This is a genomic window from Trinickia symbiotica, assembly GCF_003028655.1.
Lineage (GTDB): Bacteria > Pseudomonadota > Gammaproteobacteria > Burkholderiales > Burkholderiaceae > Trinickia > Trinickia symbiotica_A.
On the sequence record NZ_PYUC01000013.1, the window covers coordinates 18924 to 44994 of the forward strand.

38 protein-coding genes are annotated in these 26071 nt (G+C 62.3%); 36 read left to right on the top strand and 2 right to left on the bottom strand.

The features are described 5' to 3' along the window. Positions 1–95 precede the first annotated feature (95 nt). The 36 genes from recQ to dsbD all read left to right on the top strand — a co-directional run bounded on the left by recQ (position 96) and on the right by dsbD (position 24051). A complete protein-coding gene (recQ, locus tag C9I57_RS23450; RefSeq protein WP_107153024.1) occupies positions 96–1943 on the top strand; it encodes a DNA helicase RecQ in 1848 nt (615 codons plus the stop codon). 188 nt (positions 1944–2131) lie between these two features. Next, entirely contained in the window at positions 2132–2512 is a 381-nt protein-coding gene (gene rpsL / locus C9I57_RS23455; protein WP_018442855.1) for a 30S ribosomal protein S12, read from the top strand. A 156-nt stretch (positions 2513–2668) separates the two neighbouring features. Beyond that, positions 2669–3139, top strand: a complete 471-nt coding sequence (gene rpsG / locus C9I57_RS23460; RefSeq protein ID WP_008343817.1) for a 30S ribosomal protein S7 — start codon at positions 2669–2671, stop codon at positions 3137–3139. Between the two features lie 152 nt (positions 3140–3291). After that, entirely contained in the window at positions 3292–5394 is a 2103-nt protein-coding gene (fusA, locus tag C9I57_RS23465) for an elongation factor G (RefSeq protein WP_107153025.1), read from the top strand. A gap of 76 nt (positions 5395–5470) precedes the next feature. After that, the gene (gene tuf / locus C9I57_RS23470; RefSeq protein ID WP_107153017.1) at positions 5471–6661 is read left to right on the top strand and encodes an elongation factor Tu; all 1191 of its coding nucleotides are present in this window, start codon (positions 5471–5473) and stop codon (positions 6659–6661) included. Positions 6662–6848: 187 nt separating this feature from the next. Further along, positions 6849–7160: a 30S ribosomal protein S10 gene (gene rpsJ, locus C9I57_RS23475; protein WP_006998489.1), complete on the top strand. Its 312-nt coding sequence runs from the start codon at positions 6849–6851 to the stop codon at positions 7158–7160. Positions 7161–7335: 175 nt separating this feature from the next. Next, positions 7336–7995 carry a 50S ribosomal protein L3 gene (gene rplC / locus C9I57_RS23480; RefSeq protein ID WP_107153168.1) on the top strand — a complete coding sequence of 220 codons (660 nt, stop codon included), beginning with the start codon at positions 7336–7338 and terminating at the stop codon, positions 7993–7995. Continuing rightward, positions 7995–8615 carry a 50S ribosomal protein L4 gene (gene rplD, locus C9I57_RS23485; RefSeq protein WP_107153026.1) on the top strand — a complete coding sequence of 207 codons (621 nt, stop codon included), beginning with the start codon at positions 7995–7997 and terminating at the stop codon, positions 8613–8615. The genes rplC and rplD overlap by 1 nt, the downstream gene beginning before the upstream one ends. Further along, a complete protein-coding gene (rplW, locus tag C9I57_RS23490) occupies positions 8612–8926 on the top strand; it encodes a 50S ribosomal protein L23 (protein ID WP_018440480.1) in 315 nt (104 codons plus the stop codon). The genes rplD and rplW overlap by 4 nt, the downstream gene beginning before the upstream one ends. 2 nt (positions 8927–8928) lie before the next feature. Continuing rightward, positions 8929–9756: a 50S ribosomal protein L2 gene (gene rplB, locus C9I57_RS23495; protein ID WP_107153027.1), complete on the top strand. Its 828-nt coding sequence runs from the start codon at positions 8929–8931 to the stop codon at positions 9754–9756. Positions 9757–9766: 10 nt separating this feature from the next. Further along, a complete protein-coding gene (gene rpsS, locus C9I57_RS23500; RefSeq protein ID WP_018440478.1) occupies positions 9767–10042 on the top strand; it encodes a 30S ribosomal protein S19 in 276 nt (91 codons plus the stop codon). Between the two features lie 12 nt (positions 10043–10054). Beyond that, the gene (rplV, locus tag C9I57_RS23505; RefSeq protein ID WP_004199272.1) at positions 10055–10384 is read left to right on the top strand and encodes a 50S ribosomal protein L22; all 330 of its coding nucleotides are present in this window, start codon (positions 10055–10057) and stop codon (positions 10382–10384) included. A gap of 11 nt (positions 10385–10395) precedes the next feature. After that, positions 10396–11226: a 30S ribosomal protein S3 gene (rpsC, locus tag C9I57_RS23510; RefSeq protein ID WP_018440477.1), complete on the top strand. Its 831-nt coding sequence runs from the start codon at positions 10396–10398 to the stop codon at positions 11224–11226. A gap of 2 nt (positions 11227–11228) precedes the next feature. Beyond that, positions 11229–11645 (top strand): 50S ribosomal protein L16, encoded by a 417-nt coding sequence (rplP, locus tag C9I57_RS23515; RefSeq protein ID WP_018440476.1) that lies wholly within the window; start codon positions 11229–11231, stop codon positions 11643–11645. A 10-nt stretch (positions 11646–11655) separates the two neighbouring features. Then, on the top strand, positions 11656–11850 hold the full coding sequence (gene rpmC, locus C9I57_RS23520) for a 50S ribosomal protein L29 (RefSeq protein ID WP_026229631.1): 195 nt from the start codon (positions 11656–11658) through the stop codon (positions 11848–11850). After that, positions 11847–12119, top strand: a complete 273-nt coding sequence (gene rpsQ, locus C9I57_RS23525) for a 30S ribosomal protein S17 (protein ID WP_107153028.1) — start codon at positions 11847–11849, stop codon at positions 12117–12119. Before rpmC ends, rpsQ begins: the two co-directional genes overlap by 4 nt. A 326-nt stretch (positions 12120–12445) precedes the next feature. After that, a complete protein-coding gene (gene rplN / locus C9I57_RS23530) occupies positions 12446–12814 on the top strand; it encodes a 50S ribosomal protein L14 (protein ID WP_026229630.1) in 369 nt (122 codons plus the stop codon). Positions 12815–12823: 9 nt separating this feature from the next. Beyond that, on the top strand, positions 12824–13132 hold the full coding sequence (gene rplX, locus C9I57_RS23535; RefSeq protein ID WP_107153029.1) for a 50S ribosomal protein L24: 309 nt from the start codon (positions 12824–12826) through the stop codon (positions 13130–13132). Between the two features lie 16 nt (positions 13133–13148). After that, on the top strand, positions 13149–13688 hold the full coding sequence (gene rplE, locus C9I57_RS23540; RefSeq protein ID WP_018440471.1) for a 50S ribosomal protein L5: 540 nt from the start codon (positions 13149–13151) through the stop codon (positions 13686–13688). A 7-nt stretch (positions 13689–13695) separates the two neighbouring features. Continuing rightward, a complete protein-coding gene (gene rpsN / locus C9I57_RS23545) occupies positions 13696–14001 on the top strand; it encodes a 30S ribosomal protein S14 (RefSeq protein WP_018440470.1) in 306 nt (101 codons plus the stop codon). 14 nt (positions 14002–14015) lie between these two features. After that, entirely contained in the window at positions 14016–14411 is a 396-nt protein-coding gene (gene rpsH, locus C9I57_RS23550; RefSeq protein ID WP_018440469.1) for a 30S ribosomal protein S8, read from the top strand. Positions 14412–14431: 20 nt separating this feature from the next. Further along, complete coding sequence (rplF, locus tag C9I57_RS23555) at positions 14432–14962, top strand: 50S ribosomal protein L6 (RefSeq protein ID WP_018440468.1); 531 nt, start codon at positions 14432–14434, stop codon at positions 14960–14962. Positions 14963–14974: 12 nt separating this feature from the next. Next, positions 14975–15340: a 50S ribosomal protein L18 gene (gene rplR / locus C9I57_RS23560; RefSeq protein WP_008923336.1), complete on the top strand. Its 366-nt coding sequence runs from the start codon at positions 14975–14977 to the stop codon at positions 15338–15340. Between the two features lie 14 nt (positions 15341–15354). Beyond that, positions 15355–15873, top strand: a complete 519-nt coding sequence (gene rpsE / locus C9I57_RS23565) for a 30S ribosomal protein S5 (protein ID WP_018440467.1) — start codon at positions 15355–15357, stop codon at positions 15871–15873. A gap of 16 nt (positions 15874–15889) precedes the next feature. Further along, on the top strand, positions 15890–16072 hold the full coding sequence (gene rpmD / locus C9I57_RS23570) for a 50S ribosomal protein L30 (protein ID WP_219909905.1): 183 nt from the start codon (positions 15890–15892) through the stop codon (positions 16070–16072). A gap of 29 nt (positions 16073–16101) precedes the next feature. Then, entirely contained in the window at positions 16102–16536 is a 435-nt protein-coding gene (gene rplO / locus C9I57_RS23575; RefSeq protein ID WP_107153031.1) for a 50S ribosomal protein L15, read from the top strand. Between the two features lie 61 nt (positions 16537–16597). Continuing rightward, positions 16598–17944, top strand: a complete 1347-nt coding sequence (gene secY, locus C9I57_RS23580) for a preprotein translocase subunit SecY (RefSeq protein WP_018440464.1) — start codon at positions 16598–16600, stop codon at positions 17942–17944. An 8-nt stretch (positions 17945–17952) separates the two neighbouring features. Further along, positions 17953–18180, top strand: a complete 228-nt coding sequence (gene infA / locus C9I57_RS23585) for a translation initiation factor IF-1 (protein WP_018440463.1) — start codon at positions 17953–17955, stop codon at positions 18178–18180. 21 nt (positions 18181–18201) lie between these two features. Next, the gene (gene rpmJ / locus C9I57_RS23590) at positions 18202–18318 is read left to right on the top strand and encodes a 50S ribosomal protein L36 (protein WP_004199844.1); all 117 of its coding nucleotides are present in this window, start codon (positions 18202–18204) and stop codon (positions 18316–18318) included. Positions 18319–18359: 41 nt separating this feature from the next. Further along, positions 18360–18725: a 30S ribosomal protein S13 gene (gene rpsM, locus C9I57_RS23595; RefSeq protein ID WP_018440462.1), complete on the top strand. Its 366-nt coding sequence runs from the start codon at positions 18360–18362 to the stop codon at positions 18723–18725. 28 nt (positions 18726–18753) lie between these two features. Next, a complete protein-coding gene (gene rpsK / locus C9I57_RS23600; protein WP_018440461.1) occupies positions 18754–19158 on the top strand; it encodes a 30S ribosomal protein S11 in 405 nt (134 codons plus the stop codon). 156 nt (positions 19159–19314) lie between these two features. Then, a complete protein-coding gene (gene rpsD, locus C9I57_RS23605) occupies positions 19315–19938 on the top strand; it encodes a 30S ribosomal protein S4 (protein WP_107153032.1) in 624 nt (207 codons plus the stop codon). A gap of 127 nt (positions 19939–20065) precedes the next feature. Beyond that, positions 20066–21043, top strand: a complete 978-nt coding sequence (locus C9I57_RS23610) for a DNA-directed RNA polymerase subunit alpha (RefSeq protein WP_018440459.1) — start codon at positions 20066–20068, stop codon at positions 21041–21043. 153 nt (positions 21044–21196) lie between these two features. After that, positions 21197–21592 (top strand): 50S ribosomal protein L17, encoded by a 396-nt coding sequence (rplQ, locus tag C9I57_RS23615; RefSeq protein ID WP_085228303.1) that lies wholly within the window; start codon positions 21197–21199, stop codon positions 21590–21592. A gap of 217 nt (positions 21593–21809) precedes the next feature. Then, positions 21810–22121 carry a divalent-cation tolerance protein CutA gene (cutA, locus tag C9I57_RS23620; RefSeq protein ID WP_107153169.1) on the top strand — a complete coding sequence of 104 codons (312 nt, stop codon included), beginning with the start codon at positions 21810–21812 and terminating at the stop codon, positions 22119–22121. Continuing rightward, positions 22114–24051, top strand: coding sequence for a protein-disulfide reductase DsbD (gene dsbD / locus C9I57_RS23625; protein ID WP_107153033.1), 1938 nt, complete (start codon positions 22114–22116; stop codon positions 24049–24051). Before cutA ends, dsbD begins: the two co-directional genes overlap by 8 nt. Before the next feature lie 39 nt (positions 24052–24090). Here dsbD and hemB read toward each other — a convergent pair whose 3' ends face one another. Next, positions 24091–25089: a porphobilinogen synthase gene (hemB, locus tag C9I57_RS23630; protein ID WP_107153170.1), complete on the bottom strand. Its 999-nt coding sequence runs from the start codon at positions 25087–25089 to the stop codon at positions 24091–24093. 229 nt (positions 25090–25318) lie between these two features. Next, a complete protein-coding gene (yihA, locus tag C9I57_RS23635) occupies positions 25319–25969 on the bottom strand; it encodes a ribosome biogenesis GTP-binding protein YihA/YsxC (protein ID WP_107153034.1) in 651 nt (216 codons plus the stop codon). Positions 25970–26071 lie beyond the last annotated feature (102 nt).

Genomic DNA, 26071 nt, shown 5'->3' on the forward strand with positions numbered 1-26071 from the left:
ATCGGCCAACGCGCGCATTCCGGGCGGCCTCACCACGCGACACATTGTTAGAATTGCGCCATCCGCAGCCAGTGTCGCAGCCCTCTCGCCATTTCATGTCACGCCCGCTCGAAATCCTCAACGAAGTCTTCGGTTATCCCGCTTTCAGAGGGCAGCAGCGCGATATTGTCGAACACGTGGCCGGTGGCGGCGATTGTCTCGTCCTCATGCCGACGGGCGGCGGCAAGTCGCTGTGCTATCAGATTCCTTCGCTCGTGCGCAGCGAGGCCGGGCTCGGCGCCGGCATCGTCGTCTCGCCGCTGATCGCGCTGATGCAGGATCAGGTCGCCGCGCTGACCGAGCTCGGCGTTCGCGCCGCTTTTTTGAATTCGACACTCTCGGGTGCCGAGGCGGCCGCGACGGAGCGCGCGCTACGCAACGGCGAAATCGACCTGCTCTACGTCGCGCCCGAGCGCTTGATGACGCCGCGGTTTCTCGATCTGCTCGAGCGCACGCGCGTCGCTCTGTTTGCCATCGACGAGGCGCATTGCGTGTCTCAATGGGGACACGATTTCCGGCCCGAGTATATCCAGCTGTCGGTGCTGCACGAGCGGTTCCCATCGGTGCCGCGCATCGCGCTGACGGCCACAGCCGACGCCATCACGCGCGAGGAGATCGTTCACCGTCTCGCGCTCGACGACGCGCGCGTCTTCGTTTCGAGCTTCGATCGCCCGAACATCCGGTATCGGATCGTCGAAAAGGACAATGCGCGCGCGCAACTGCTCGACTTCATCCGCGCCGAGCATACGAATGCCGACGGCACGACCGACGCCGGCGTCATCTACTGCCTGTCGCGCCGCAAGGTCGAGGAGACGGCCGAATGGCTCAAAGCGCAGGGCATACGCGCGCTGCCGTACCACGCCGGCATGCAGTTCGAGATGCGGCAGCGCCATCAGGAGATTTTCCAGCGTGAGGAAGGCGTCGTGATCTGCGCGACGATTGCGTTCGGCATGGGCATCGACAAGCCCGACGTGCGCTTTGTCGCCCACCTCGATTTGCCGAAGAGCGTCGAGGGCTACTACCAGGAGACTGGCCGCGCGGGCCGCGACGGCTTGCCCGCGAACGCGTGGATGGCCTACGGCCTCGGCGATGTCGTGCAGCAGCGCAAGATGATCGACGAATCCGATGCCGACGATGCGCACAAGCGGGTCCAAACGGCCAAGCTCGAGGCGCTTCTCGGTCTTTGCGAGACGATTTCCTGCCGCCGCGTGCGGCTGCTCGACTACTTCGGCGAAACGAGCGCGCCGTGCGGCAACTGCGACGTCTGTCTCGAGCCGCCCGCCTCGTGGGATGCAACGCGCGAGGCGCAAATGGCGCTCTCGTGCGCGTTCCGCGCACAGCGCGCGAGCGGCTTCAACTTCGGGGCGGGGCACCTCATCGATATCTTGCGCGGCAACCGCAACGAGAAGGTGCTGCAGCGCGGCCATGAATCCCTCAGCACGTTCGGAATCGGAGCGAGCCTTTCCGAAGCCGAGTGGCGTGCCGTTTTCCGGCAACTGGTGGCGTTCGGCTACCTCGCCGTCGACCACGGCGGGTTCGGGGCGCTGGTGCTGACGGAGGCGAGTAAGCCCGTGCTGAAGGGGGAGCGGACGGTCACCCTGCGTCCTTATGCAAAGCCTCAGCGCACGCGCCAGGCGTCAGGGCGCTCGGCGCAACGAGCCGACCCCACGGCCGGCATGGCACCGCGCGAGCGCGCCCGCTGGGAGCGGCTGCGCGTCTGGCGTACCGATACGGCGAAGCGCGACGGGGTGCCGGCCTACGTCATTTTTCACGACGCCACCCTTGCCGAGATCGCGCGCAGCTCACCGGACTCGATCGACGATCTGCGCCAGATACCGGGCATCGGCGCGCGCAAGCTCGAGCGCTTCGGGGGCGAATTGCTGGAAGTCGTCGCCGCCGACTGAGCGCCCCGTCGCGGCAACGCTCGCAAGCTATTGACGCGCTTGACGTTTTTGCCATATCATGCCGGGTTCCTGTTCGTGGCTTTTGGTATCGCTCGCCCCGAACGGGAGAAGAAGGTTTGGACGCAGGCGCGCTGCCGCTTTGCCCGGCAAGGCGTCGCGTCGGTTTTGATTAATTTCGGGAATACACAATGCCAACCATCAATCAATTGGTTCGCAAAGGCCGTGCTTCGGAAGAGACGAAGAGCAAGAGCCCGGCCCTGCAGAACTGCCCTCAGCGTCGCGGTGTGTGCACGCGTGTGTACACCACGACGCCGAAAAAGCCGAACTCGGCGCTTCGTAAGGTCGCCAAGGTTCGACTGACGAACGGCTTCGAAGTCATTTCGTACATCGGTGGTGAAGGCCACAACCTGCAGGAGCACTCGGTCGTGCTGATTCGCGGCGGCCGTGTGAAGGACTTGCCGGGTGTGCGTTACCACATGGTCCGCGGCTCGCTCGATACGCAAGGCGTCAAGGATCGTAAGCAGGCTCGCTCGAAGTACGGTGCGAAGCGCGCAAAGGCTGCGAAGTAAGCAGTACTGGTAGCAATCGAAAGCGGTGGTGCCGGAATGGCCGGTGCTGTCGAGTAAGTGGTCACCCGGCCAAGCTGGTTTGTCGTGCGATCGATCGGGTTAGTTGGTGGCCGCGGGGCGTGCAAGCGCTCCAACTGAAACGTCAAAGGAAGAAACATGCCGCGTCGTCGCGAAGTTCCCAAGCGGGAAGTGTTGCCGGATCCGAAGTTCGGCAACGTTGATGTAGCTAAGTTCATGAACGTGTTGATGCTCTCGGGCAAGAAGTCGGTGGCCGAGCGCATCGTTTATGGCGCTTTTGAGCAGATCCAGACCAAGGGTGGCAAGGACCCGCTGGAAGTGTTCACGGTGGCGCTCAACAACGTGAAGCCGGTGGTCGAAGTGAAGAGCCGGCGCGTTGGTGGGGCGAACTATCAGGTTCCGGTCGAAGTGCGTCCGTCGCGTCGTATGGCATTGGCGATGCGCTGGTTGCGTGAGGCCGCGAAGAAGCGCAGCGAGAAGTCGATGGCTCTGCGTCTTGCCGGTGAGTTGCAAGAAGCCGCGGAAGGTCGCGGCGGCGCGATGAAAAAGCGCGACGAAGTGCACCGGATGGCCGAGGCCAACAAGGCGTTCTCGCATTTCCGTTTCTAACAATCGCGCTTGCGGCTGCCTTCCCGGTCTGCTCGCAGGCGAAATCAAGCGGAAATACTTTCCGGGCGGGTGCGCTTTTCAGCGCCTCGCCCGTTTGTGTTAGGGCGCGAAGACTTTTCGAGATGCTTCGCGCGATCCAATAGAGGATAAAAGTGGCTCGTAAGACACCCATCGAGCGCTACCGCAATATCGGTATTAGCGCTCACATCGACGCCGGCAAGACGACGACGACCGAGCGCATTCTGTTTTACACCGGCGTGAACCACAAGATCGGCGAGGTTCACGACGGCGCGGCGACCATGGACTGGATGGAGCAGGAGCAGGAGCGCGGCATCACCATCACGTCCGCGGCGACGACGGCCTTCTGGAAGGGCATGGGCAACAACTATCCGGAGCACCGGATCAACATCATCGACACCCCGGGGCACGTCGACTTCACGATCGAAGTCGAGCGCTCGATGCGCGTGCTCGACGGTGCCTGCATGGTCTATTGCGCCGTGGGCGGCGTGCAGCCGCAATCGGAAACGGTCTGGCGCCAGGCCAACAAGTACCGGGTGCCGCGTCTCGCGTTCGTCAATAAGATGGACCGCACCGGCGCAAACTTCTTCAAGGTCTATGACCAGTTGAAGCTGCGCCTGAAGGCGAACCCGGTGCCCGTCGTCGTGCCGATCGGCTCGGAAGAGAACTTCAAGGGCGTCGTCGATCTGCTGAAGATGAAGGCGATCATTTGGGACGAGGCCTCGCAAGGCACGAAGTTCGACTACGTCGACATCCCGGCCGAGCTCGTCGATACCTGCAACGAGTGGCGCGAGAAGATGATCGAATCGGCCGCCGAGGCGAGCGAAGAGCTGATGGAGAAGTATCTCGGCGGCGAGGAGCTCACGGAAGCGGAGATCGTCAAGGCGCTGCGCGACCGTACGATCGCCTGCGAGATCCAGCCGATGCTGTGCGGCACCGCGTTCAAGAACAAGGGCGTGCAGCGCATGCTCGACGCCGTGATCGACTTCCTGCCGTCGCCGGTCGACATTCCGCCGGTGAAGGGCGAGCTCGAAAGCGGCGAATCGGCTGAGCGTAAGGCGTCGGACGACGAGAAGTTCTCGGCGCTCGCGTTCAAGATCATGACGGACCCGTTCGTCGGCCAGCTGATCTTCTTCCGCGCCTATTCGGGCGTCGTGAACTCGGGCGACACGGTCCTGAACTCGACGAAGGGCAAGAAGGAGCGCATCGGCCGGATTCTGCAGATGCACGCGAACCAGCGCGAGGAAATCAAGGAAGTGCGCGCGGGCGACATCGCCGCGGCCGTCGGCTTGAAGGAAGCGACGACGGGCGACACGCTCTGCGACCCGGCGCACCCGATCGTGCTCGAGCGCATGATCTTCCCCGAGCCCGTGATCTCGCAGGCCGTCGAGCCGAAGACGAAGGCCGACCAGGAAAAGATGGGCATCGCGCTCAATCGTCTTGCGCAGGAAGACCCGTCGTTCCGCGTGCAGACGGACGAAGAGTCGGGCCAGACGATCATCTCGGGCATGGGCGAGCTCCACCTCGAAATTCTGGTGGACCGCATGAAGCGTGAGTTCGGCGTCGAAGCGACGGTCGGCAAGCCGCAAGTCGCGTATCGTGAAACGATCCGCGCGACGGCGACGGACGTCGAAGGCAAGTTCGTCAAGCAATCGGGCGGTCGCGGCCAGTACGGTCACGCGGTCATCACGCTCGAGCCGCACGAGCAGGGCAAGGGCTACGAGTTCCTGGACGAGATCAAGGGCGGTGTGATTCCTCGCGAATACATCCCGGCGGTCGACAAGGGTATCCAGGAGACGTTGAAGAGCGGCGTGCTGGCGGGCTTCCCCGTCGTCGACGTGAAGGTCCATCTGACGTTCGGTTCGTACCACGACGTCGACTCGAACGAAAATGCGTTCCGGATGGCCGGTTCGATGGCGTTCAAGGAAGCGATGCGCCGCGCGAGCCCGGTTCTTCTCGAGCCGATGATGGCTGTCGAAGTGGAGACGCCGGAAGAGTACATGGGCAACGTGATGGGCGATTTGTCGGGCCGCCGCGGTATCGTCCAGGGCATGGAAGACATGGTCGGCGGCGGCAAGATCGTCCGTGCGGAAGTGCCGCTTTCGGAAATGTTCGGCTACTCGACGTCGTTGCGCTCGCTCACGCAGGGCCGCGCGACGTACACGATGGAGTTCAAGCATTACGCCGAAGCGCCGCGCAACGTTGCCGAAGCGATCATCAGCGCGAAGGCGAAGTAAGCTCGAAGTTGCTCGCGCAGTCTCGAATACCGGCTGAGCATTCTCATCGATACTTTATTTTTGAAAGAAGCGAATCATGGCAAAAGGTAAGTTTGAGCGGACCAAGCCGCACGTGAACGTCGGCACGATCGGTCACGTGGATCATGGCAAGACGACGCTGACGGCGGCGATCACGACGATTCTGTCGCAAAAGTTCGGCGGCGAAGCGAAGGCGTACGACCAGATCGACGCGGCGCCGGAAGAAAAGGCGCGCGGCATCACGATCAACACGGCGCACGTGGAGTACGAGACGGCCAACCGTCACTACGCGCACGTGGACTGCCCGGGGCACGCGGACTACGTGAAGAACATGATCACGGGCGCGGCGCAGATGGACGGCGCGATCCTGGTGTGCTCGGCCGCGGACGGCCCGATGCCGCAAACGCGCGAACACATTCTGCTGGCGCGTCAGGTCGGTGTGCCGTACATCATCGTGTTCCTGAACAAGTGCGACATGGTCGATGACGCGGAGCTGCTCGAGCTGGTCGAAATGGAAGTGCGCGAGCTGCTGTCGAAGTACGACTTCCCGGGCGACGACACGCCGATCGTGAAGGGCTCGGCTAAGCTGGCGCTCGAAGGCGACAAGGGCGAGCTGGGCGAGCAGGCGATCATGAGCCTGGCGGACGCGCTGGATTCGTACATCCCGACGCCGGAGCGCGCGGTGGATGGCACGTTCCTGATGCCGGTGGAAGACGTGTTCTCGATCTCGGGTCGCGGCACGGTGGTGACGGGTCGCGTGGAGCGCGGCATCGTGAAGGTCGGCGACGAAATCGAGATCGTGGGGATCCGGGCGACGGCGAAGACGACGTGCACGGGCGTGGAAATGTTCCGCAAGCTGCTGGACCAGGGTCAAGCGGGCGACAACGTGGGTATCCTGCTGCGCGGCACGAAGCGCGAGGAAGTGGAGCGCGGTCAAGTGCTGGCCAAGCCGGGCTCGATCACGCCGCACACGCACTTCACGGCCGAGGTGTACGTGCTGTCGAAGGACGAGGGCGGTCGTCACACGCCGTTCTTCAACAACTACCGGCCGCAGTTCTACTTCCGTACGACGGACGTGACGGGCTCGATCGAGTTGCCGAAGGACAAGGAAATGGTGATGCCGGGCGACAACGTGTCGATCACGGTGAAGCTGATTGCGCCGATCGCGATGGAAGAGGGTCTGCGCTTCGCTATCCGTGAAGGCGGCCGTACCGTCGGCGCCGGTGTCGTCGCGAAGATCATCGAGTAAAATCGACGATTCGCTTCGGGAATCCCGCTCGGCATGATCGAGCGGGGCGCCCGCGGCAAGCCAGCAGTCTGTAGCTGTGTAGTGCAATACCAGGGGCCTGGCGCGGGCTGCCGAGTTCGGCGCCCGGCCCTGCGTTCTTTCATCAATCCGGCGGTGCAAGGCCGCCTCGCTCTTTCAAGGAATCGTCATGCAGAACCAGAAAATCCGCATTCGCCTGAAGGCATTCGACTATCGCCTGATCGATCAGTCGGCAGCCGAAATCGTCGACACGGCAAAGCGGACCGGTGCGATCGTCCGCGGCCCCGTGCCCCTGCCGACGCGCATCCAGCGTTTCGACATCCTGCGTTCGCCGCACGTCAACAAGACGTCGCGCGATCAGCTCGAAATCCGCACCCACCAACGGCTGATGGACATCGTCGATCCGACGGACAAGACCGTCGACGCGCTGATGAAGCTCGATCTGCCGGCCGGCGTGGACGTCGAGATCAAGCTGCAATAAGGTTTTCGTGCCGTCGCCGGCCCGCCGCGTCTCGTTGTGCGGCGCCGACGGCGGTAAGTCTTTGATTGCTTGCGAAAAACGAAAAGCCTCGCTATAATGCAAGGCTTTTCGCGCATTTGCGAAAAAAGTCAACGTCATTAGCCCCGGCCAATCGCAGTCGGGAATGGAGAAAACGATGAGCCTTGGACTCGTAGGTCGCAAGGTTGGCATGACCCGTATCTTCACGGCTGAAGGGGATTCGATCCCTGTCACCGTGCTGGACGTGTCCGACAACCGCGTGACGCAGATCAAGACCGTTGAAACGGATGGCTACACCGCCGTTCAAGTGGCATTCGGCAAGCGTCGTGCGTCGCGCGTGACGAAGCCGTTGGCAGGTCACCTCGCCAAAGCCGGTGTCGAAGCCGGTGAAATTCTCAAGGAATTCAAGATCGATGCGGCGAAGGCCGCCGACCTCACCGTCGGCGCCATGGTCGGCATCGATATTTTCGAAGTGGGCCAGAAGATCGACGTTCAGGGTGTGTCGATCGGTAAGGGCTACGCCGGTACGATCAAGCGTTACAACTTCGGCTCGGGCCGTGCCACGCACGGTAACTCGCGTTCGCACAACGTGCCGGGCTCGATCGGTATGGCGCAGGATCCGGGTCGCGTGTTTCCGGGTAAGCGCATGACCGGCCACATGGGTGACGATACCGTCACCGTTCAGAACCTCGAAATCGCTCGTATCGACGCCGAGCGCAAGCTGCTGCTCGTCAAGGGCGCGGTGCCGGGCGCGAAGGGCGGCAAAGTTTTCGTGACGCCGGCTGTCAAGGCGCGTGCCGTCAAGGGGGCGAAATAATGGAACTGAAGCTCCTCAATGCGAATGGTCAGGAAGCCGCGGGCGTGAACGCGTCGGACGTCGTGTTCGGCCGTGACTACAACGAAGCGCTGATTCACCAGATCGTCGTCGCCTACCAAGCCAACGCGCGCAGCGGCAACCGTGCGCAGAAAGACCGCGAGCAGGTCAAGCACACGACGAAGAAGCCGTGGCGTCAGAAGGGTACGGGCCGTGCCCGCGCCGGTATGTCGTCGAGCCCGCTCTGGCGCGGCGGTGGTCGGATTTTCCCGAACTCGCCCGAAGAGAACTTCGCGCACAAGGTCAACAAGAAGATGCATCGCGCAGGCCTCTGCTCGATCTTCTCGCAGCTCGTCCGTGAAGGCCGTCTGTCGGTCGTCGAGGATATCGTCCTCGAAGCGCCGAAGACGAAGCTTTTGGCCAGCAAGTTCAAAGCCATGGGTCTCGATTCCGTGCTCGTGATTACGGACACGGTCGACGAGAACCTCTACCTCGCGTCGCGCAACCTGGCCAACGTGGCCGTTGTCGAGCCGCGCTATGCCGATCCGCTCTCGTTGATCTACTTCAAGAAAGTTCTGATCACGAAGGCTGCGGTCGCCCAGATCGAGGAGTTGCTGTCATGAGCGAGATTCGCAAGAACGATCATCGTTTGATGCAGGTTCTGCTCGCGCCGGTGATCTCCGAAAAGGCGACGCTGGTGGCCGACAAGAACGAGCAAGTGGTGTTCGAGATCGCGCCCGATGCGACGAAGCAGGAAGTGAAGGCCGCTGTCGAGCTGCTCTTCAAGGTCGACGTCGAATCCGTCAACGTGCTCAACGTCAAGGGCAAGGCAAAGCGCTTCGGCCGTTTCATGGGTCGCCGCAAGGACGTCAGGAAGGCCTATGTCTGCCTGAAGCCGGGCCAGGAAATCAACTTTGAAGCGGAGGCCAAGTAATCATGGCACTCGTGAAAGTTAAGCCGACCTCGCCCGGACGCCGTGCGATGGTCAAGGTGGTCAACAAGGATCTGCACAAGGGCAAGCCGTTCGCGGCCCTCGTCGACAAGCAATCCAAGACCGCCGGCCGCAACAACAACGGCCATATCACGACGCGCCACAAGGGTGGCGGTCACAAGCAGCACTATCGCGTGATCGATTTCCGTCGCACGAAGGACGGTATCCCCGCGAAGGTTGAGCGTATCGAATACGACCCGAACCGCAGCGCGAATATCGCGCTCGTGCTCTACGCCGACGGTGAGCGTAGCTACATCATCGCGCCGAAGGGCGTGGCGGTGGGCACGCAGCTGATGTCGGGCTCGGAAGCGCCGATCCGCGCGGGCAACGCGCTGCCGATCCGCAACATTCCGGTCGGTACGACGATCCATTGCATCGAGATGCTGCCGGGCAAGGGCGCGCAGATGGCGCGTTCGGCCGGTACCTCGGCCATGCTCCTCGCACGTGAAGGCACGTATGCTCAGGTCCGCCTGCGCTCAGGCGAAATCCGCCGCGTGCATATCGAGTGCCGCGCGACGATCGGTGAAGTCGGCAACGAAGAGCACAGCCTGCGCCAGATCGGCAAGGCCGGTGCCAACCGTTGGCGCGGCATTCGCCCGACCGTCCGTGGCGTGGCGATGAACCCGATCGACCACCCGCACGGCGGCGGCGAAGGCCGTACTGCCGCGGGCCGCGATCCGGTGAGCCCGTGGGGCACGCCGACGAAGGGCTATCGCACCCGTCGCAACAAGCGCACGACGACGATGATCGTCCAGCGCCGTCACAAGCGTTAAGGAGTAGGCAATGGCACGTTCTGTTAAAAAAGGTCCGTTCTGCGACGCCCATTTGCTGAAGAAGGTCGAGGCGGCTGTGGCTTCGCGCGACAAGAAGCCGATCAAGACGTGGTCGCGTCGTTCGACGATCCTTCCCGACTTCATCGGCCTGACGATCGCCGTGCACAACGGGCGTCAACACGTTCCGGTGTACATCTCGGAAAACATGGTCGGCCACAAGCTTGGCGAGTTCGCATTGACCCGGACGTTCAAGGGTCACGCGGCCGACAAGAAGGCCAAGAAATAAGGGGCAATCAAGATGGAAGTGAAAGCAATTCATCGCGGTGCCCGCATCTCGGCGCAAAAGACGCGCCTTGTGGCTGACCAGATCCGCGGTTTGCCGGTCGACAAGGCGCTGAACGTCCTGACGTTCTCGCCGAAGAAGGCGGCTGGCATCGTGAAGAAGGTCGTGCTGTCGGCGATCGCGAATGCGGAGCACAACGAAGGCGCCGATATCGACGAGCTCAAGATCAAGAGCATCTACGTCGACAAGGCTGCTTCGCTCAAGCGCTTCACGGCGCGCGCGAAGGGCCGCGGCAATCGCATCGAGAAGCAATCCTGTCACATCACTGTGACGGTCGGGAATTAAGGGGTCACACGATGGGACAGAAAATTCATCCGACTGGCTTCCGTCTGGCCGTCAGCCGCAATTGGGCTTCGCGTTGGTACGCGAACAACAACAATTTCGCGGCGATGCTGCAGGAAGACATCGGCGTCCGTGAGTATCTGAAGAAGAAGCTGAAGAACGCTTCGGTCGGCCGCGTGGTCATCGAGCGTCCGGCGAAGAACGCGCGCATCACGATTTTCAGCTCGCGTCCTGGCGTCGTCATCGGCAAGAAGGGCGAGGACATCGAGCTGTTGAAGTCGGAGCTGCAGCGCCGCATGGGCGTGCCGGTCCACGTCAACATCGAGGAAATCCGCAAGCCGGAAACCGATGCGCAGTTGATCGCCGATTCGATCACGCAGCAGCTCGAGCGCCGGATCATGTTCCGCCGCGCGATGAAGCGTGCGATGCAAAACGCGATGCGTCTCGGCGCGCAAGGCATCAAGATCATGAGCGCCGGTCGTCTGAACGGCATCGAAATCGCGCGCACCGAGTGGTACCGCGAAGGCCGCGTGCCGCTCCATACGCTGCGCGCAGACATCGATTACGCCGTGTCGGAAGCGAAGACGACGTACGGCATCATCGGCGTCAAGGTCTGGGTCTACAAGGGCGACACGCTCGGCCGCAACGAAGCGCCGGTCGTCGAAGAGGCTGTCGAGGAAAAGCGTCCGCGCCGCAACGCACGTCCGGGTGGCGATCGCCGTCCGCGTCGCGACGGTGAGGGTGGCGCGCCGGCGGGCCAACGCCGCGGCGGTCCCCGCCGTGGTGGCGGCGGTGCCGGTGGTGCCGGCGGCAAGCCCGAAGGCGACGGCAAGACTGGAGAATAACGATGCTGCAACCGAAACGCAGAAAGTATCGCAAAGAGCAGAAAGGTCGTAACACCGGTGTAGCGACGCGCGGCAACGCCGTATCGTTCGGTGAGTTCGGCCTCAAGGCGATCGGTCGCGGCCGCTTGACTGCCCGTCAAATCGAGGCGGCGCGTCGTGCCATGACGCGTCACATCAAGCGCGGCGGCCGCATCTGGATTCGCATCTTCCCCGACAAGCCGATCTCGCAAAAGCCGGCTGAAGTGCGGATGGGTAACGGTAAGGGTAACCCCGAGTACTACGTCGCCGAGATCCAGCCGGGCAAGATGCTATACGAAATGGATGGCGTGTCCGAAGAGTTGGCGCGTGAAGCGTTCCGTCTGGCCGCAGCGAAGCTGCCGCTCAAGACGACCTTCATCGTCCGTCAGTTGGGCGCCTAAGGAGCAGATGATGAAGGCTTCCGAACTTCACCAAAAAGACAAGGCGGCGCTCAACAAGGAGCTGTCGGACCTGTTGAAAGCGCAATTCGGCCTGCGCATGCAGCTCGCGACGCAGCAGCTCACGAACACGAGCCAGCTGAAGAAGGTTCGTCGCGACATCGCACGTGTGCGGACCGTCCTGACTCAGAAGGCGAACCAGAAATGAACGATAGCGTGAAAACCTCGCTCAAGCGGACGCTGGTCGGCAAGGTCGTCAGCAACAAGATGGACAAGACGGTCACCGTGCTCGTCGAGCATCGCGTGCAGCACCCGATTTACGGCAAGTACGTCGTGCGTTCGAAGAAGTACCATGCGCACGACGAAGCGAACACGTACAACGAGGGCGATCTCGTCGAAATCCAGGAAACGCGTCCGATTTCGAAGACGAAGGCCTGGACGGTGTCGCGTCTCGTCGAAGCAGCGCGCGTGATCTGACACCGCTTGGTGCCTGATCGAAGCGGCTTCTGTCGAAGAAGTCGTTGAAAAAGCAGTAATTTTGCTTGCAAGACCGAGATTTCGTTTGATAGAATCTCGGTCTTCCCTCTTTTTGCGGGGTCCGTTAGGGCTGGTAGAGCCGAGCGGGGTCCGGGCGGAAGGGGAGCGGCGGGTCCCAAGCTCGTCCGAAGGATTCACTCGAATGCGATGGCGGTTTCGCATGCCGTCGCTGCTGTTCCAACCCAAGCAGCCGATTGGCTGACGGGACCAAGACTGACCGGCTGAACCATGGTGGTGCAGGCGGATTAAGTTGGGAAAGACAAACCATGATCCAGACCGAATCTCGGCTTGAAGTGGCCGACAACACGGGTGCGCGTGAAGTCATGTGCATCAAGGTGCTCGGCGGCTCGAAGCGTCGTTACGCCAACATCGGCGACATCATCAAGGTGAGCGTCAAAGAGGCAACGCCGCGCGGGCGCGTGAAGAAAGGCGAAATCTATAACGCCGTGGTCGTCCGTACGGCCAAGGGCGTGCGTCGCCAGGACGGCTCGCTGATCAAGTTCGACGGCAACGCCGCCGTGCTTTTGAACAACAAGCTCGAGCCTATCGGCACCCGCATTTTCGGGCCCGTCACGCGTGAGCTGCGTAGCGAACGGTTCATGAAGATCGTTTCGCTCGCGCCCGAAGTGCTGTAAGGAGTCGCGATGAACAAGATTCGCAAGGGTGACGAAGTCATCGTCATCACCGGCAAGGACAAGGGTAAGCGTGGCGTGGTGCTCGCCGTCAAGGACGAGCATGTGACGGTCGAAGGCCTCAACCTCGTCAAGAAGCATGTGAAGCCGAACCCGATGAAGGGTACGACGGGTGGCGTGGAAGCCAAGTCGATGCCGCTGCACATTTCGAATGTCGCGCTCGTCGACGCGAACGGCAAGGCTTCGCGCGTGGGCATCAAGGTCGAGGACGGCAAGAAGGTCCGCTTCCTGAAGACGACCGGCGCCGTGCTTAGCGCCTGACGCTGCGGAGTAAAAAATGGCTCGTTTGCAAGAGTTTTACAAAGAGAACGTTGTACCCGAACTCATCAAGAAGTTCGGCTACAAGTCCGTCATGGAAGTGCCGCGCATCACGAAGATCACGCTGAACATGGGTCTTGGCGAAGCGGTTGCGGACAAGAAGATCATCGAGAACGCCGTCGGCGATCTGACGAAGATCGCGGGTCAGAAGCCCGTCGTCACGAAGGCGCGCAAGGCTATCGCGGGCTTCAAGATCCGTCAGGGCTACCCGATCGGTGCGATGGTGACGCTGCGCGGTCAAGCGATGTTCGAATTCCTCGATCGTTTCGTCACCGTGGCGCTGCCGCGCGTGCGCGACTTCCGCGGCGTTTCGGGCCGCGCGTTCGACGGTCGCGGCAACTACAACATCGGTGTGAAAGAGCAGATCATTTTCCCCGAGATCGATTACGACAAGATCGACGCGCTGCGTGGGCTGAACATCAGCATCACGACCACCGCGAAGACCGACGAAGAAGCCAAGGCACTGCTCGCCAGCTTCAAGTTCCCGTTCAGAAACTGAGGTTACCGTGGCTAAACTGGCACTGATCGAACGTGAAAAGAAGCGCGCCCGCCTGGCGGCCAAATACGCAGGAAAGCGCGCGGCGCTGAAGGCGATCATCGACGACCAATCGAAGTCGGAAGAAGAGCGCTACGCGGCTCGCCTCGACCTGCAGCAACTGCCCCGCAATGCGAACCCCACGCGCAAGCGCAATCGCTGCGCGATCACGGGTCGTCCGCGCGGCACGTTCCGCAAATTCGGACTGGCGCGCAACAAGATTCGCGAAATCGCATTCCGCGGCGAGATCCCTGGCCTGACCAAGGCAAGCTGGTAATAGGAGAAACATAAATGAGCATGAGTGATCCTATCGCCGACATGCTGACTCGCATCCGCAATGCGCAGTTGGTCGAGAAGGTTTCGGTGACGATGCCTTCGTCGAAGGTCAAGGTGGCGATTGCACAAGTCCTGAAGGACGAAGGCTATATCGAAGACTTCGCGGTGAAGGCGGACGGCCCGAAGACGGAGCTCAACATCGCGTTGAAGTACTACGCGGGTCGCCCCGTCATCGAGCGCCTCGAGCGCGTGTCGAAGCCGGGCCTGCGCGTATACCGCGGCCGCAACGACATTCCGCAGGTCATGAACGGCCTCGGCGTGGCCATCGTTTCGACGCCCAAGGGTGTGATGACGGACCGCAAGGCGCGTGCAAACGGCGTCGGCGGCGAAGTCATCTGCTACGTCGCTTAACACCGAAAGGAGAGGAAACAATGTCTCGAGTAGGTAAAAGCCCAGTTGCGCTGAACGGCGCGAAAGTGGCTCTGAGCGGCGGGCTCATCACCATCACGGGTCCGCTCGGCACGATCTCGCAGGCGCTGAACAAGCTCGTGGACGTCAAGGACGACAACGGCACGCTGAAGTTCGAGCCGGTCGACGAGAGCCGCGAAGCGAATGCGATGTCGGGTACGTTCCGCGCGCTCGTCGCAAACATGGTTCATGGCGTGACGAAGGGTTTCGAGCGCAAGCTGACGCTCGTGGGCGTGGGCTATCGCGCGCAGGTGCAAGGCGACAAGCTCAACCTGTCGCTGGGCTTCTCGCACCCTGTCGTGCACCAGATGCCTGAAGGCGTGAAGGCGGAAACGCCCTCGCAAACGGAAATCGTGATCAAGGGGATCGACAAGCAGAAGGTTGGCCAGGTGGCCGCCGTCGTGCGCGGCTATCGCCCGCCCGAGCCCTACAAGGGCAAGGGTGTGCGCTATGCCGACGAGGTCGTGATCCTCAAGGAAACGAAGAAGAAGTAAGGGTGCGCAATCATGGATAAGACTCAATCTCGCCTGCGCCGTGCTCGCCAGACGCGTATCAAGATCGCGGAACTGCAGGTCGCGCGTCTCGCCGTGCATCGCACGAACACGCACATCTATGCGCAGGTGTTCTCGCCTTGCGGCACGAAGGTGCTCGCCAGTGCGTCGACGCTCGAAGCCGAAGTGCGCGCTCAACTCGCCGATCAATCGGGCAAGGGCGGCAACGTTGCCGCGGCCACGCTGATCGGCAAGCGCATCGCGGAAAAAGCCAAGGCTGCCGGCATCGAATCCGTCGCCTTCGACCGCTCGGGTTTCCGCTACCACGGCCGCGTGAAGGCGCTGGCCGATGCGGCGCGTGAAGCCGGGCTCAAGTTCTAAGGGAAGAATTCGTCATGGCAAAGATGCAAGCGAAAGTTCAGGCTGACGAACGCGACGACGGCCTTCGCGAAAAGATGATCTCGGTCAACCGCGTGACCAAGGTCGTGAAGGGCGGCCGGATTCTCGGCTTCGCCGCACTGACCGTGGTGGGCGACGGCGACGGCCGTGTCGGCATGGGCAAGGGCAAGGCGAAGGAAGTGCCCGTCGCCGTGCAAAAGGCGATGGAGCAAGCCCGCCGCAACATGTTCAAGGTGCCGCTCAAGAATGGCACGTTGCAGCATGAAGTGCACGGCAAGCACGGCGCTTCGACGGTCCTGCTCGCTCCGGCGAAGGACGGTACCGGCGTGATCGCCGGCGGCCCGATGCGCGCCGTGTTCGACGTGATGGGCGTCTCGAACGTCGTCGCGAAGAGCCACGGCTCGACGAACCCGTACAACCTCGTTCGCGCGACGCTCGACGGACTGCGTAAGCAGTCGACGCCGGCTGACATCGCCGCGAAGCGCGGCAAGTCGGTCGAAGAAATTTTGGGCTGAAGCCCGGGTGGTCACCATGTCTGAAAAAACTGTCAAGGTTCAGCTCGTGAAGAGCCTGATTGGGACCCGCGAATCGCACCGCGCCACGGTGCGCGGCCTGGGCCTGCGCCGACTCAACTCGGTTAGCGTTCTGCAAGACACGCCCGCCGTGCGCGGCATGATCAACAAGGTTTCGTACCTTGTTAAGGTCGTCGACTGAACGCGCACCAGGGACTCGAGGAGTTGAATATGGAATTGAATAACCTGAAGCCGGCGGAAGGCGCGAAGCACGCGAAGCGCCGCGTTGGCCGCGGTATCGGCTCGGGCCTCGGCAAGACGGCAGGCCGCGGTCACAAGGGTCAGAAATCGCGTTCGGGCGGCTTTCACAAGGTCGGCTTCGAAGGCGGTCAGATGCCGCTGCAGCGTCGCTTGCCGAAGCGCGGATTCACGTCGCTGACGAAGGAGTTCGTCGGTGAAGTGCGTCTTGGCGACCTGCAAGGGCTGCCGGTCGACGAAATCGATCTGCTCGCGTTGAAGCAGGCCGGTCTCGTCAGCGAGCTGACGAAGAGCGCAAAGATCATCGCCACGGGCGAGATCTCGCGCAAAGTGGTCGTGAAGGGTCTTTCGGCAACGAAGGGCGCTCGCGCGGCAATCGAAGCCGCCGGCGGCTCGTTCGCCGAGTAAGCGGCTTTTGATCGCGTGAGAAGCCGATTGCCGATCAAGGCGTTCGAATCGGAGAAGGTACTTGGCTAACAGTCCGAGTCTCGCAAAAACCGGCAAGAGCACGGCGAAGTTCGGCGACTTGCGCCGGCGCGCAGTTTTTCTGCTGCTGGCGCTCGTCGTCTATCGGATCGGCGCGCACATTCCGGTGCCGGGGATCGACCCGGATCAGCTGGCGAAGCTGTTCCAGAGCCAGGCAGGCGGCATCCTGGGCATGTTCAACATGTTCTCGGGCGGCGCGCTGTCGCGCTTCACGATTTTCGCGTTGGGGATCATGCCTTACATCTCCTCGTCGATCATCATGCAGCTGCTCGCGATCGTTTCGCCGCAGCTCGAGGCGCTGAAGAAGGAAGGGCAGGCGGGCCAGCGCAAGATCACGCAGTACACGCGGGTCTTCACCGTGGTGCTCGCCACGTTCCAGGCGTTCGGCATCGCCGTGGCGCTCGAGAACCAGCCGGGCCTCGTGATCGATCCGGGCATGCTGTTCCGCCTGACGACGGTCGTGACGCTCGTCACGGGCACGATGTTCCTGATGTGGCTCGGCGAGCAGATCACGGAGCGCGGGCTCGGCAACGGCATCTCGATCATCATTTTCGGCGGGATCGCGGCGGGCTTTCCGAACGCGGTCGGCGGGCTTGCTTCGCTTGTGCAGTCGGGTTCGATGAATCCGTTCTCGGCGATCGTCATCGTTGTGCTGATCGCGGCAGTGACGTATCTCGTGGTGTTCATCGAGCGCGGCCAGCGCAAGATTCTCGTGAACTACGCGAAGCGCCAGGTCGGCAACAAGATTTACGGCGGGCAATCGTCGCACTTGCCGCTGAAGCTGAACATGTCGGGTGTGATTCCGCCGATCTTCGCGTCGTCGATCATCCTGTTTCCGGCAACGATCCTGAACTGGTTCAGCGCCGGTTCGCACAGCGGATGGTTTTCGGACACGCTGCATAACGTGGCCAATGCGCTGAAGCCGGGCCAGCCCGTCTATGTGCTGCTGTATGCGTTGGCGATCGTGTTCTTCTGCTTTTTCTACACCGCGCTGGTGTTCAACAGCAGGGAAACGGCCGACAACCTGAAGAAGAGTGGGGCTTTTGTTCCGGGTATTCGCCCGGGCGATCAGACCGCGCGATATATCGACCGCATCCTCACGCGTCTTACGCTTGCCGGTGCGATCTACATCGTGTTCGTCTGCCTGCTGCCCGAGTTTTTGGTGTTGCGCTGGAACGTGCCGTTCTATTTCGGCGGAACGTCGCTGCTGATCATCGTCGTCGTCACCATGGACTTCATGGCGCAAGTGCAGTCGTACGTCATGTCGCAACAGTATGAATCGCTGCTCAAGAAAGCCAATTTCAAGGGCAGCAACATTCCGATGCGTTAGAAGGGCTTATGGCTGCCAAAGACAAAGAGGATGTGATCCAGATGCAGGGTGAGGTCATCGAAAACCTCCCCAATGCAACCTTCCGAGTGAAGCTGGAGAACGGCCATGTCGTGCTGGGCCACATCTCGGGCAAGATGCGGATGCACTACATCCGCATTCTGCCGGGCGACAAGGTAACCGTTGAGTTGACGCCTTACGATCTCTCGCGTGCGCGAATCGTGTTCCGGGCGAAGTGATTTGGAAAAAAGGGTAATATCATGAAAGTGATGGCATCGGTTAAGCGCATTTGCCGCAATTGCAAGATCATCAAGCGCAAAGGTGTCGTGCGCGTGATTTGCAGCTCTGATCCGCGCCACAAACAGCGTCAAGGCTAACGGCCTCGCTTTTGCTTGCGCTTTTTGTTTGAGGAAAAACAATGGCTCGTATTGCAGGGGTGAACATCCCGAACCACCAGCATACCGAAATCGGCCTCACGGCGATCTACGGTGTCGGCCGCACGCGCTCGCGCCAAATTTGCGACGCGGCTGGTGTCCAGTATTCGAAGAAGGTCAAGGACCTGACCGACGCGGATCTCGAAAAGTTGCGTGAAGAAGTCGGCAAGTTCGTGGTCGAGGGCGATCTGCGCCGCGAAGTGACGATGAGCATCAAGCGCTTGATGGACCTCGGCTGCTATCGCGGCGTCCGTCACCGCAAAGGTCTGCCCCTGCGCGGCCAGCGTACCCGCACGAATGCGCGTACGCGCAAGGGTCCGCGCCGTGCCGCGGCAGCGCTGAAGAAATAAGCGCGATTGAAAGTTACAGGAAAACGTAATGGCTAAGGCTTCGAACAGCACCGCGGCGCAACGCGTTCGCAAGAAGGTCAAGAAGAACGTCGCCGAGGGCGTGGTTCACGTTCACGCGTCGTTCAACAACACCATCATCACGATCACCGATCGTCAAGGCAACGCGCTTGCCTGGGCGACGTCGGGTGGCCAGGGCTTCAAGGGCTCGCGCAAGTCGACGCCGTTCGCGGCGCAGGTTGCGGCCGAGTCGGCTGGCCGCGTGGCGATGGAATATGGCGTGAAGAACCTCGAAGTGCGGATCAAGGGCCCCGGCCCCGGCCGCGAATCGGCGGTGCGCGCGTTGCATGGTCTTGGCATCAAGATCACCGCGATCTCCGACGTGACGCCCATCCCGCACAACGGTTGCCGTCCGCCGAAGCGCCGCCGCATCTAAGGCGTGCGCATGTAAGACGCCTGCTTGCGCAGCATGGGTTGCGCCAGCAGGCTATTTGCTATCGATCGATTTGCTAAGTCCACCGTTCGGCCCGACAGGGGTCGGACTAGCGCGGGGCGATGAGCTTCGCGTGATCAAACCTAGAAGGAACGCAAAGTGGCACGTTATACCGGCCCCAAAGCCAAGCTGTCCCGCCGTGAAGGCACCGACCTCTTTCTGAAGAGCGCTCGCCGCTCGCTCGCCGACAAATGCAAGCTCGACAGCAAGCCGGGTCAGCACGGCCGCACCTCGGGTGCGCGCACGTCCGACTATGGCACGCAGTTGCGCGAAAAGCAAAAGGTGAAGCGCATCTACGGTGTGCTCGAGCGCCAATTCCGCCGCTATTTCGCCGAAGCGGACCGCCGCAAGGGCAACACGGGTGAGAACCTGCTGCAGTTGCTCGAGTCGCGGCTCGACAACGTCGTCTACCGGATGGGCTTCGGCTCGACGCGCGCTGAAGCGCGCCAGCTCGTGAGCCACCGTGCCATCACGGTGAACGGCCAGGTCGCGAACATCCCGTCGCTGCAAGTGAAGGCCGGCGACGTCGTCGCCGTGCGCGAGCAGGCGAAAAAGCAGGCGCGGATTCTCGAGGCGGTGTCGCTCGCCGAGCAAACCGGTATGCCGAGCTGGGTATCGGTCGATACGAAGAAGTACGAAGGGACGTTCAAGCAAGTGCCCGAGCGTGCCGATATCGCCGGCGACATCAACGAAAGCCTGATCGTCGAATTGTATTCGCGTTAATCAGATTGACGGCCGGGGTACCCGATTGCCTTGGGCAAGAGGGCGCCTCGGCTCATCTTTTTAGGGTTGTTACCGGTCAGCCTTATCGGTGTAACGAGCCGAGGGTATTGAAAAGGAAAACCTACATATGCAAACCAGTTTGTTGAAGCCCAAGATCATCGCCGTGGAATCGCTTGGCGACAACCACGCGAAAGTGGTGATGGAGCCGTTTGAACGCGGCTACGGCCACACTTTGGGCAACGCGCTTCGGCGCGTCCTGCTGTCGTCGATGATCGGCTATGCGCCGACCGAAGTGACGATCGCAGGCGTCGTGCACGAGTACTCGACGCTCGACGGAGTGCAGGAGGACGTCGTCAACCTGCTGCTGAACCTGAAGGGTGTGGTATTCAAGCTGCACAATCGCGACGAAGTGACGGTCACGCTGCGCAAGGAAGGCGAAGGCTTGGTGACCGCGCGCGACATCGAACTGCCGCATGACGTCGAGGTAATCAACCCCGACCACATCGTCGCGCATCTGTCGAAGGGCGGCAAGCTTGATGTGCAGATCAAGATCGAGAAGGGCCGTGGCTATGTGCCCGGCAACGTGCGCCGTTACGGCGACGAAACGGCGAAGATCATCGGCCGCATCGTCCTCGATGCATCGTTCTCGCCGGTTCGCCGCGTCAGCTATGCCGTCGAAAGCGCGCGCGTCGAGCAGCGCACCGATCTCGACAAGCTCGTCATGAACATCGAGACGAACGGCGTTATCTCGCCCGAGGAAGCGATTCGCCAATCGGCGCGCATCCTCGTCGACCAGCTCGCCGTATTCGCGGCGCTGGAAGGCACGGAAGCCGCCGCGGAAGCGCCTTCGCGCGCGCCGCAGATCGATCCGATCCTGCTGCGCCCCGTCGACGACCTCGAGCTCACCGTCCGTTCGGCGAACTGCCTCAAGGCCGAGAACATTTATTACATCGGCGATCTCATCCAGCGCACGGAGAACGAGCTGCTGAAGACGCCGAACCTCGGCCGCAAGTCGCTCAACGAGATCAAGGAAGTGCTCGCTTCGCGCGGCTTGACGCTCGGCATGAAACTCGAGAACTGGCCGCCGGCCGGTCTCGACAAGTAACTCGCCGGGCGCCCCGGCAACTGGCGAGGTCGCGGATTTCGCATTACAATCCGCGCCTTGCCGTTTTTCTGTTACCGGCCCGTGTCCCCGTCAGTCGTTCGAGGCGGGGGCGATAGAAGAGCTGGATCAAAACTTTGAATCAAGGAAACTGAAATGCGTCACCGTCATGGTTTGCGGAAACTGAACCGCACGAGCAGCCACCGCCTGGCAATGCTCCGTAACATGTCCAACTCGCTGATCGAGCATGAAGTCATCAAGACGACGCTGCCGAAGGCGAAGGAACTCCGTAAAGTCGTCGAGCCGCTCATCACGCTCGGCAAGAAGCCCTCGCTCGCCAATCGCCGCCTCGCGTTCAACCGCCTGCGCGATCGCGATTCGGTGACGAAGCTCTTCGACGTGCTCGGTCCGCGCTTCGCGAATCGTCCGGGCGGCTACCTGCGCATTCTGAAGTTCGGCTTCCGCGTGGGCGACAACGCGCCCATGGCGCTCGTCGAACTGCTCGACCGTCCGGAACCGGTGGAAGCGGAAGAAGTACAAGAAGCGGAATAAGCACCATCCGCGATCGATAAAAGGGGTCAAGCGTCATTCGAGCTTGGCCCTTTTTTTCATCAAAGGTCTTCGCTCGGCGGGGACGATAGTGCGCCCGCGCTCGCTTCCGGCCATCCGGCCAGTCCCGGTCGGCCAAGTGAAACCTCGGCCGGTGATACGATAATGCGTGCTTGATCGCTTGCCGTTGGAGGGAGTCGTGCCGCTCGAAATCGTTCTGATGCTGACGACGCTGCCGGATGCCGCGTCGGCGCAACAGCTTGCCGATGGCGTGCTCGACGAGCGGCTGGCAGCGTGCGTCACGGAACTCGGCCGTGTCCGTTCGCGCTATCGCTGGAAAGGCCAGGTCGAATCGGCCGAGGAAGTGCAGTTGCTCTTCAAGACGAGCGCGGCGCGCGCGCTGGAGCTCGAGCGCTTCATCGCGGCGCATCACCCCTATGAGACGCCCGAGATCATTTCATGGCCCGCGACTGCGTCCGCCGCCTATGGGCAATGGGTGGCCACTGAAACTCATCGTCCGACTCATGTATAAACCGGCTCAACCGCGCCGCGACGCCTTCGTCATGCGCTTCGTGCTATGGCTCTTCGCGGCCTGCCTGGCGGCAGGATTGACGAGTGCGGCGCGTGCCGACGATTTTCTCGATCCATCGGCCGCGTTTCGCTTCAGCGCGAGCGAGCAGCCCGGCGAGGTCGACGTCAAGTTCAAGATCGCGAACGGCTACTACCTCTATCGCGAGCGTTTCGCGTTCGCCGTAAAGGGCGGCACGGCAACGCTGGGCACGGTTCAGCTGCCCGCGGGACATGTGAAGTTCGATCCGACGTTTCAAAAAAACGTCGAGACCTATCGGCAGGAAGTCGATATCCGTGTGCCGGTGCAAGCCGCCAGCGGACCGTTCGAGCTCGCCGTCACTTCGCAAGGGTGCGCCGATGCCGGCATCTGCTACCCGCCCGCCACGCATGTCTATCGAGTCGAGGGCGCGGCGCTACAGCAGGCTACCGCCTCGACCGGCGGCAACGCGACGGCCGCGAACACCGCGATCCACGATGTTGGAGCGGCGGAGCCTCAGTCATGGCTCGATCGCGCGACCAGTGCGGACTACGCGCAATCGCTGCTTCAAGGCGGCAGCTTCTTCGCCACGGTCGGCCTCTACTTTATCGCCGGCATCGTTCTCAGTTTGCTGCCGTGCTCGTATCCGATGATCCCGATCGTGTCGGCAATCATCGTCGGCGAAGGGCGCAAGGTGACGCACGCACGCGGGTTCGCGCTGTCGTTCGCCTACGTCGTCGGCATGGCGCTCGTCTATACGGTGCTCGGCATTGCCGCCGCGCTCGTTGGGCAAGGCCTCGGGGCCTGGCTGCAGAACCCATGGGTGCTCGGGGCATTCGCGCTGCTCTTGAGCGCGTTCGCGCTGACATTGATCGCGGGCGTCGATATCGTCTTGCCGCAGCGCTGGCACGACAAGGTCACGGACGCATCGAACCGCCGCTCCGGCGGCAAGTTCGTCGCCGTCGCTGGAATGGGCGCGCTCTCGGCGCTGGTCGTCGGCGCCTGCATGACCGCACCGCTCTTCGCCGTGTTGGCATTCATCGCGCATACCGGCGACGCCGTGCTCGGCGGCGCGGCGCTCTTTTCGATGGGGCTCGGCCTTGGCGTGCCGCTCCTGATCGTCGGCCTCGGCGCCGGCGCGATATTGCCGAAGGCCGGCGCATGGATGGAAGGCATCAAGCTCTTCTTTGGCGTGATGCTGCTTGCCGCCGCGCTATGGATCGTCTGGCCCGTGCTCGCGTCGACGGCGCAGATGCTGCTCGGTGCGCTCTGGCTGTTGCTCGCCGCCGCGATGCTCGGGCTCTTCACCCCGCAGGGAACGGCCGTCTCGGTCTGGCGTCGCCTCGGCCGTGGCGTCGGGGCGGCACTCGCGATCTGGGCGGCGGCCTTGCTCGTCGGTCTCGCCGCCGGCTCCGCGGACCCACTGCGTCCGCTTGCGGTCTTGGCAGGGCGCATCGGCGCGCCGGATCAGTCAACCGGGACCGGGGCCGCGACTTCGTTGACCGCAGGGCGTGCCGTCAATGCAGCCGATACGCTGACGTTCGAACCCGTGCGCTCGACGGCCGTGCTCGACGATGCTTTAAAGGCGGCCGGGCGGCCCGCGATGCTCGACTTCTACGCCGATTGGTGCGTGAGCTGCAAGGAAATGGAGCGCATCACGTTCGGCGACCCGCGCGTGCGCGCGCGGCTCGCGCAACTGCAGTTGATGCGGGCCGACGTGACGGCCAACAACGCCGACGACCAGGCGCTCCTCAAGCGCTTTGCGCTGTTCGGGCCGCCGGGGATCGTCTTCTTCGACCGCGACGGGAAAGAGATCACGCGCGTCGTCGGATACGAATCGGCCGATGCGTTTCTGCGTAGGCTCGATCGCTTGACCGCCGCGCCGCCCCCGTCGAGCGCGGCGCCGCAGTCCTGAGCTGAGCGCCGGCTGCTGCTCGCGGCGCGGCGTAGGCACTTACTTTTGCGCGCGCAGCAGCCGCGCGGCGTCGAGCGCGAAGTAGGTCAGTATGCCGTCCGCACCCGCGCGCTTGAACGCGAGCAGCGACTCCATCATCACTTTGTCGTGATCGAGCCAGCCGTTTTGCGCGGCGGCCTTCAGCATGGCGTACTCGCCGCTCACCTGGTAGACGAAGGTTGGAAAGCGATACTCGTCCTTCACGCGCCGGACCACATCGAGATAAGGCATGCCGGGCTTGACCATCACCATGTCGGCGCCTTCGTCGATATCGAGACCGACCTCGCGCAGGGCCTCGTCCGAGTTCGCCGGGTCCATCTGGTACGTCATCTTGTTGCTCTTGCCGAGGTTCGACGCCGAGCCGACGGCATCGCGAAACGGTCCGTAGAACGCCGACGCGTACTTCGCGGCATACGCCATGATCTTCGTGTGGATATGGCCTTCGTCTTCGAGCATGCGGCGCAGCGCGCCGATACGGCCGTCCATCATGTCCGACGGCGCGACGATATCGACGCCGGCTTCCGCCTGCGCGCGCGCCTGCGCGACGAGAATCTCGATCGTCTCGTCGTTGATGACGTAGCCCGCTTCGTCGAGCACGCCGTCCTGGCCGTGGCTCGTGTACGGATCGAGTGCGACGTCTGTCAGCACGCCGAGTTCGGGAAAGCGTGCTTTGAGCTCGCGCACGGCGCGCGGAATGAGCCCTTCGGGGTTCGTGGCCTCGCGGCCGTCGGGCGTTTTCAGTGACGGCTCGATCGCGGGAAACAGCGACAGGACGGGAACGCCGAGCTCGAGGCACTGCTCGGCCACGCCGAGCAGCAGATCGACCGATACGCGCTCGACGCCCGGCATCGATGGCACTGACTGCCGCGCGTTCGAGCCTTCGGAGATGAACACGGGGTAGATGAGATCGTTCGTCGTCAGTACGTTCTCACGCATCAGACGACGGGAAAATTCGTCGCGGCGCATACGGCGCGGGCGGTAGTGCGGATGGAAGCTCATGAGCATCGGAAAAAGTCGAGCAATTCGTTGACAGGTGGCGCCCGTCACGGCTCTACGCAGGGCCGGAGCGAGCGCTGAAGCGCTAACAATGGTATATGATAGCGATCGAGCGACGCGCTTGGCGCCGAGCTCCCCGCTTCTCCTCCCTGAGCGGGTGCCTGTCGTTTTTTCGATTAGGCTGTTTAACCCGCCGAGGTCCGGCGGGTTTTTTTATGAACGCCCGTGCGGTTCAGTCGGCTTCGGACGATCCCGCACCGCCCGTCGACAGCCAGCCTTCGATCAACTCGTGCGCCTCGTCGAGCCCGGTGCGCTTCAGCGCGGAAAAAAGCTGGGCGGTCAACTCGCCCGCAAATCCCGCATTGCGATATTCGGCGAGCCCTTTTTGTGTCGCGCGCAGTGCGTTGATGCTTTCCTGCCGCGTCAATTTGTCGCATTTGGTCAGCAGCGTATGAATCGGCTTGCCTGTCGGCGCGAACCATTCGATCATGCGCCGGTCGAGCTCCGTCAGCGGCCGGCGCGAATCCATCATGAGCACCATGCCGCGCAGTTGCGCGCGACTTTGCAGATAGCTCGAGAGCAGCGCTTCCCAATGCGCCTTCGCTGCGCCGGGCACTTCGGCGTACCCGTAGCCGGGCAGGTCGACGAGATAGCCGGTCGGCTCGTCCACGGGCCCGACGCTGAAATAGTTGATATGCTGCGTGCGTCCCGGCGTCTTGCTGGCGAAAGCGAGGCGCTTCTGGTTGCAGAGCACGTTGATCGCCGTCGACTTGCCTGCGTTCGAGCGGCCGGCGAACGCGATCTCGGGCGCCACCGTGGCAGGCAGGTCGCGCAGATGGTTGACTGTCGTGAAAAAGCGCGATTGGTGCAGCAAGAAGGCCATAACGAAATCTGAAACGCGCTCGAGAGCGGCGTGGAAGAGTTGAAACCGCGGGCGGGCACGACCCTGACAGGTCTTGCGGCAAGCGGTGGGGCGCGGCCGGGG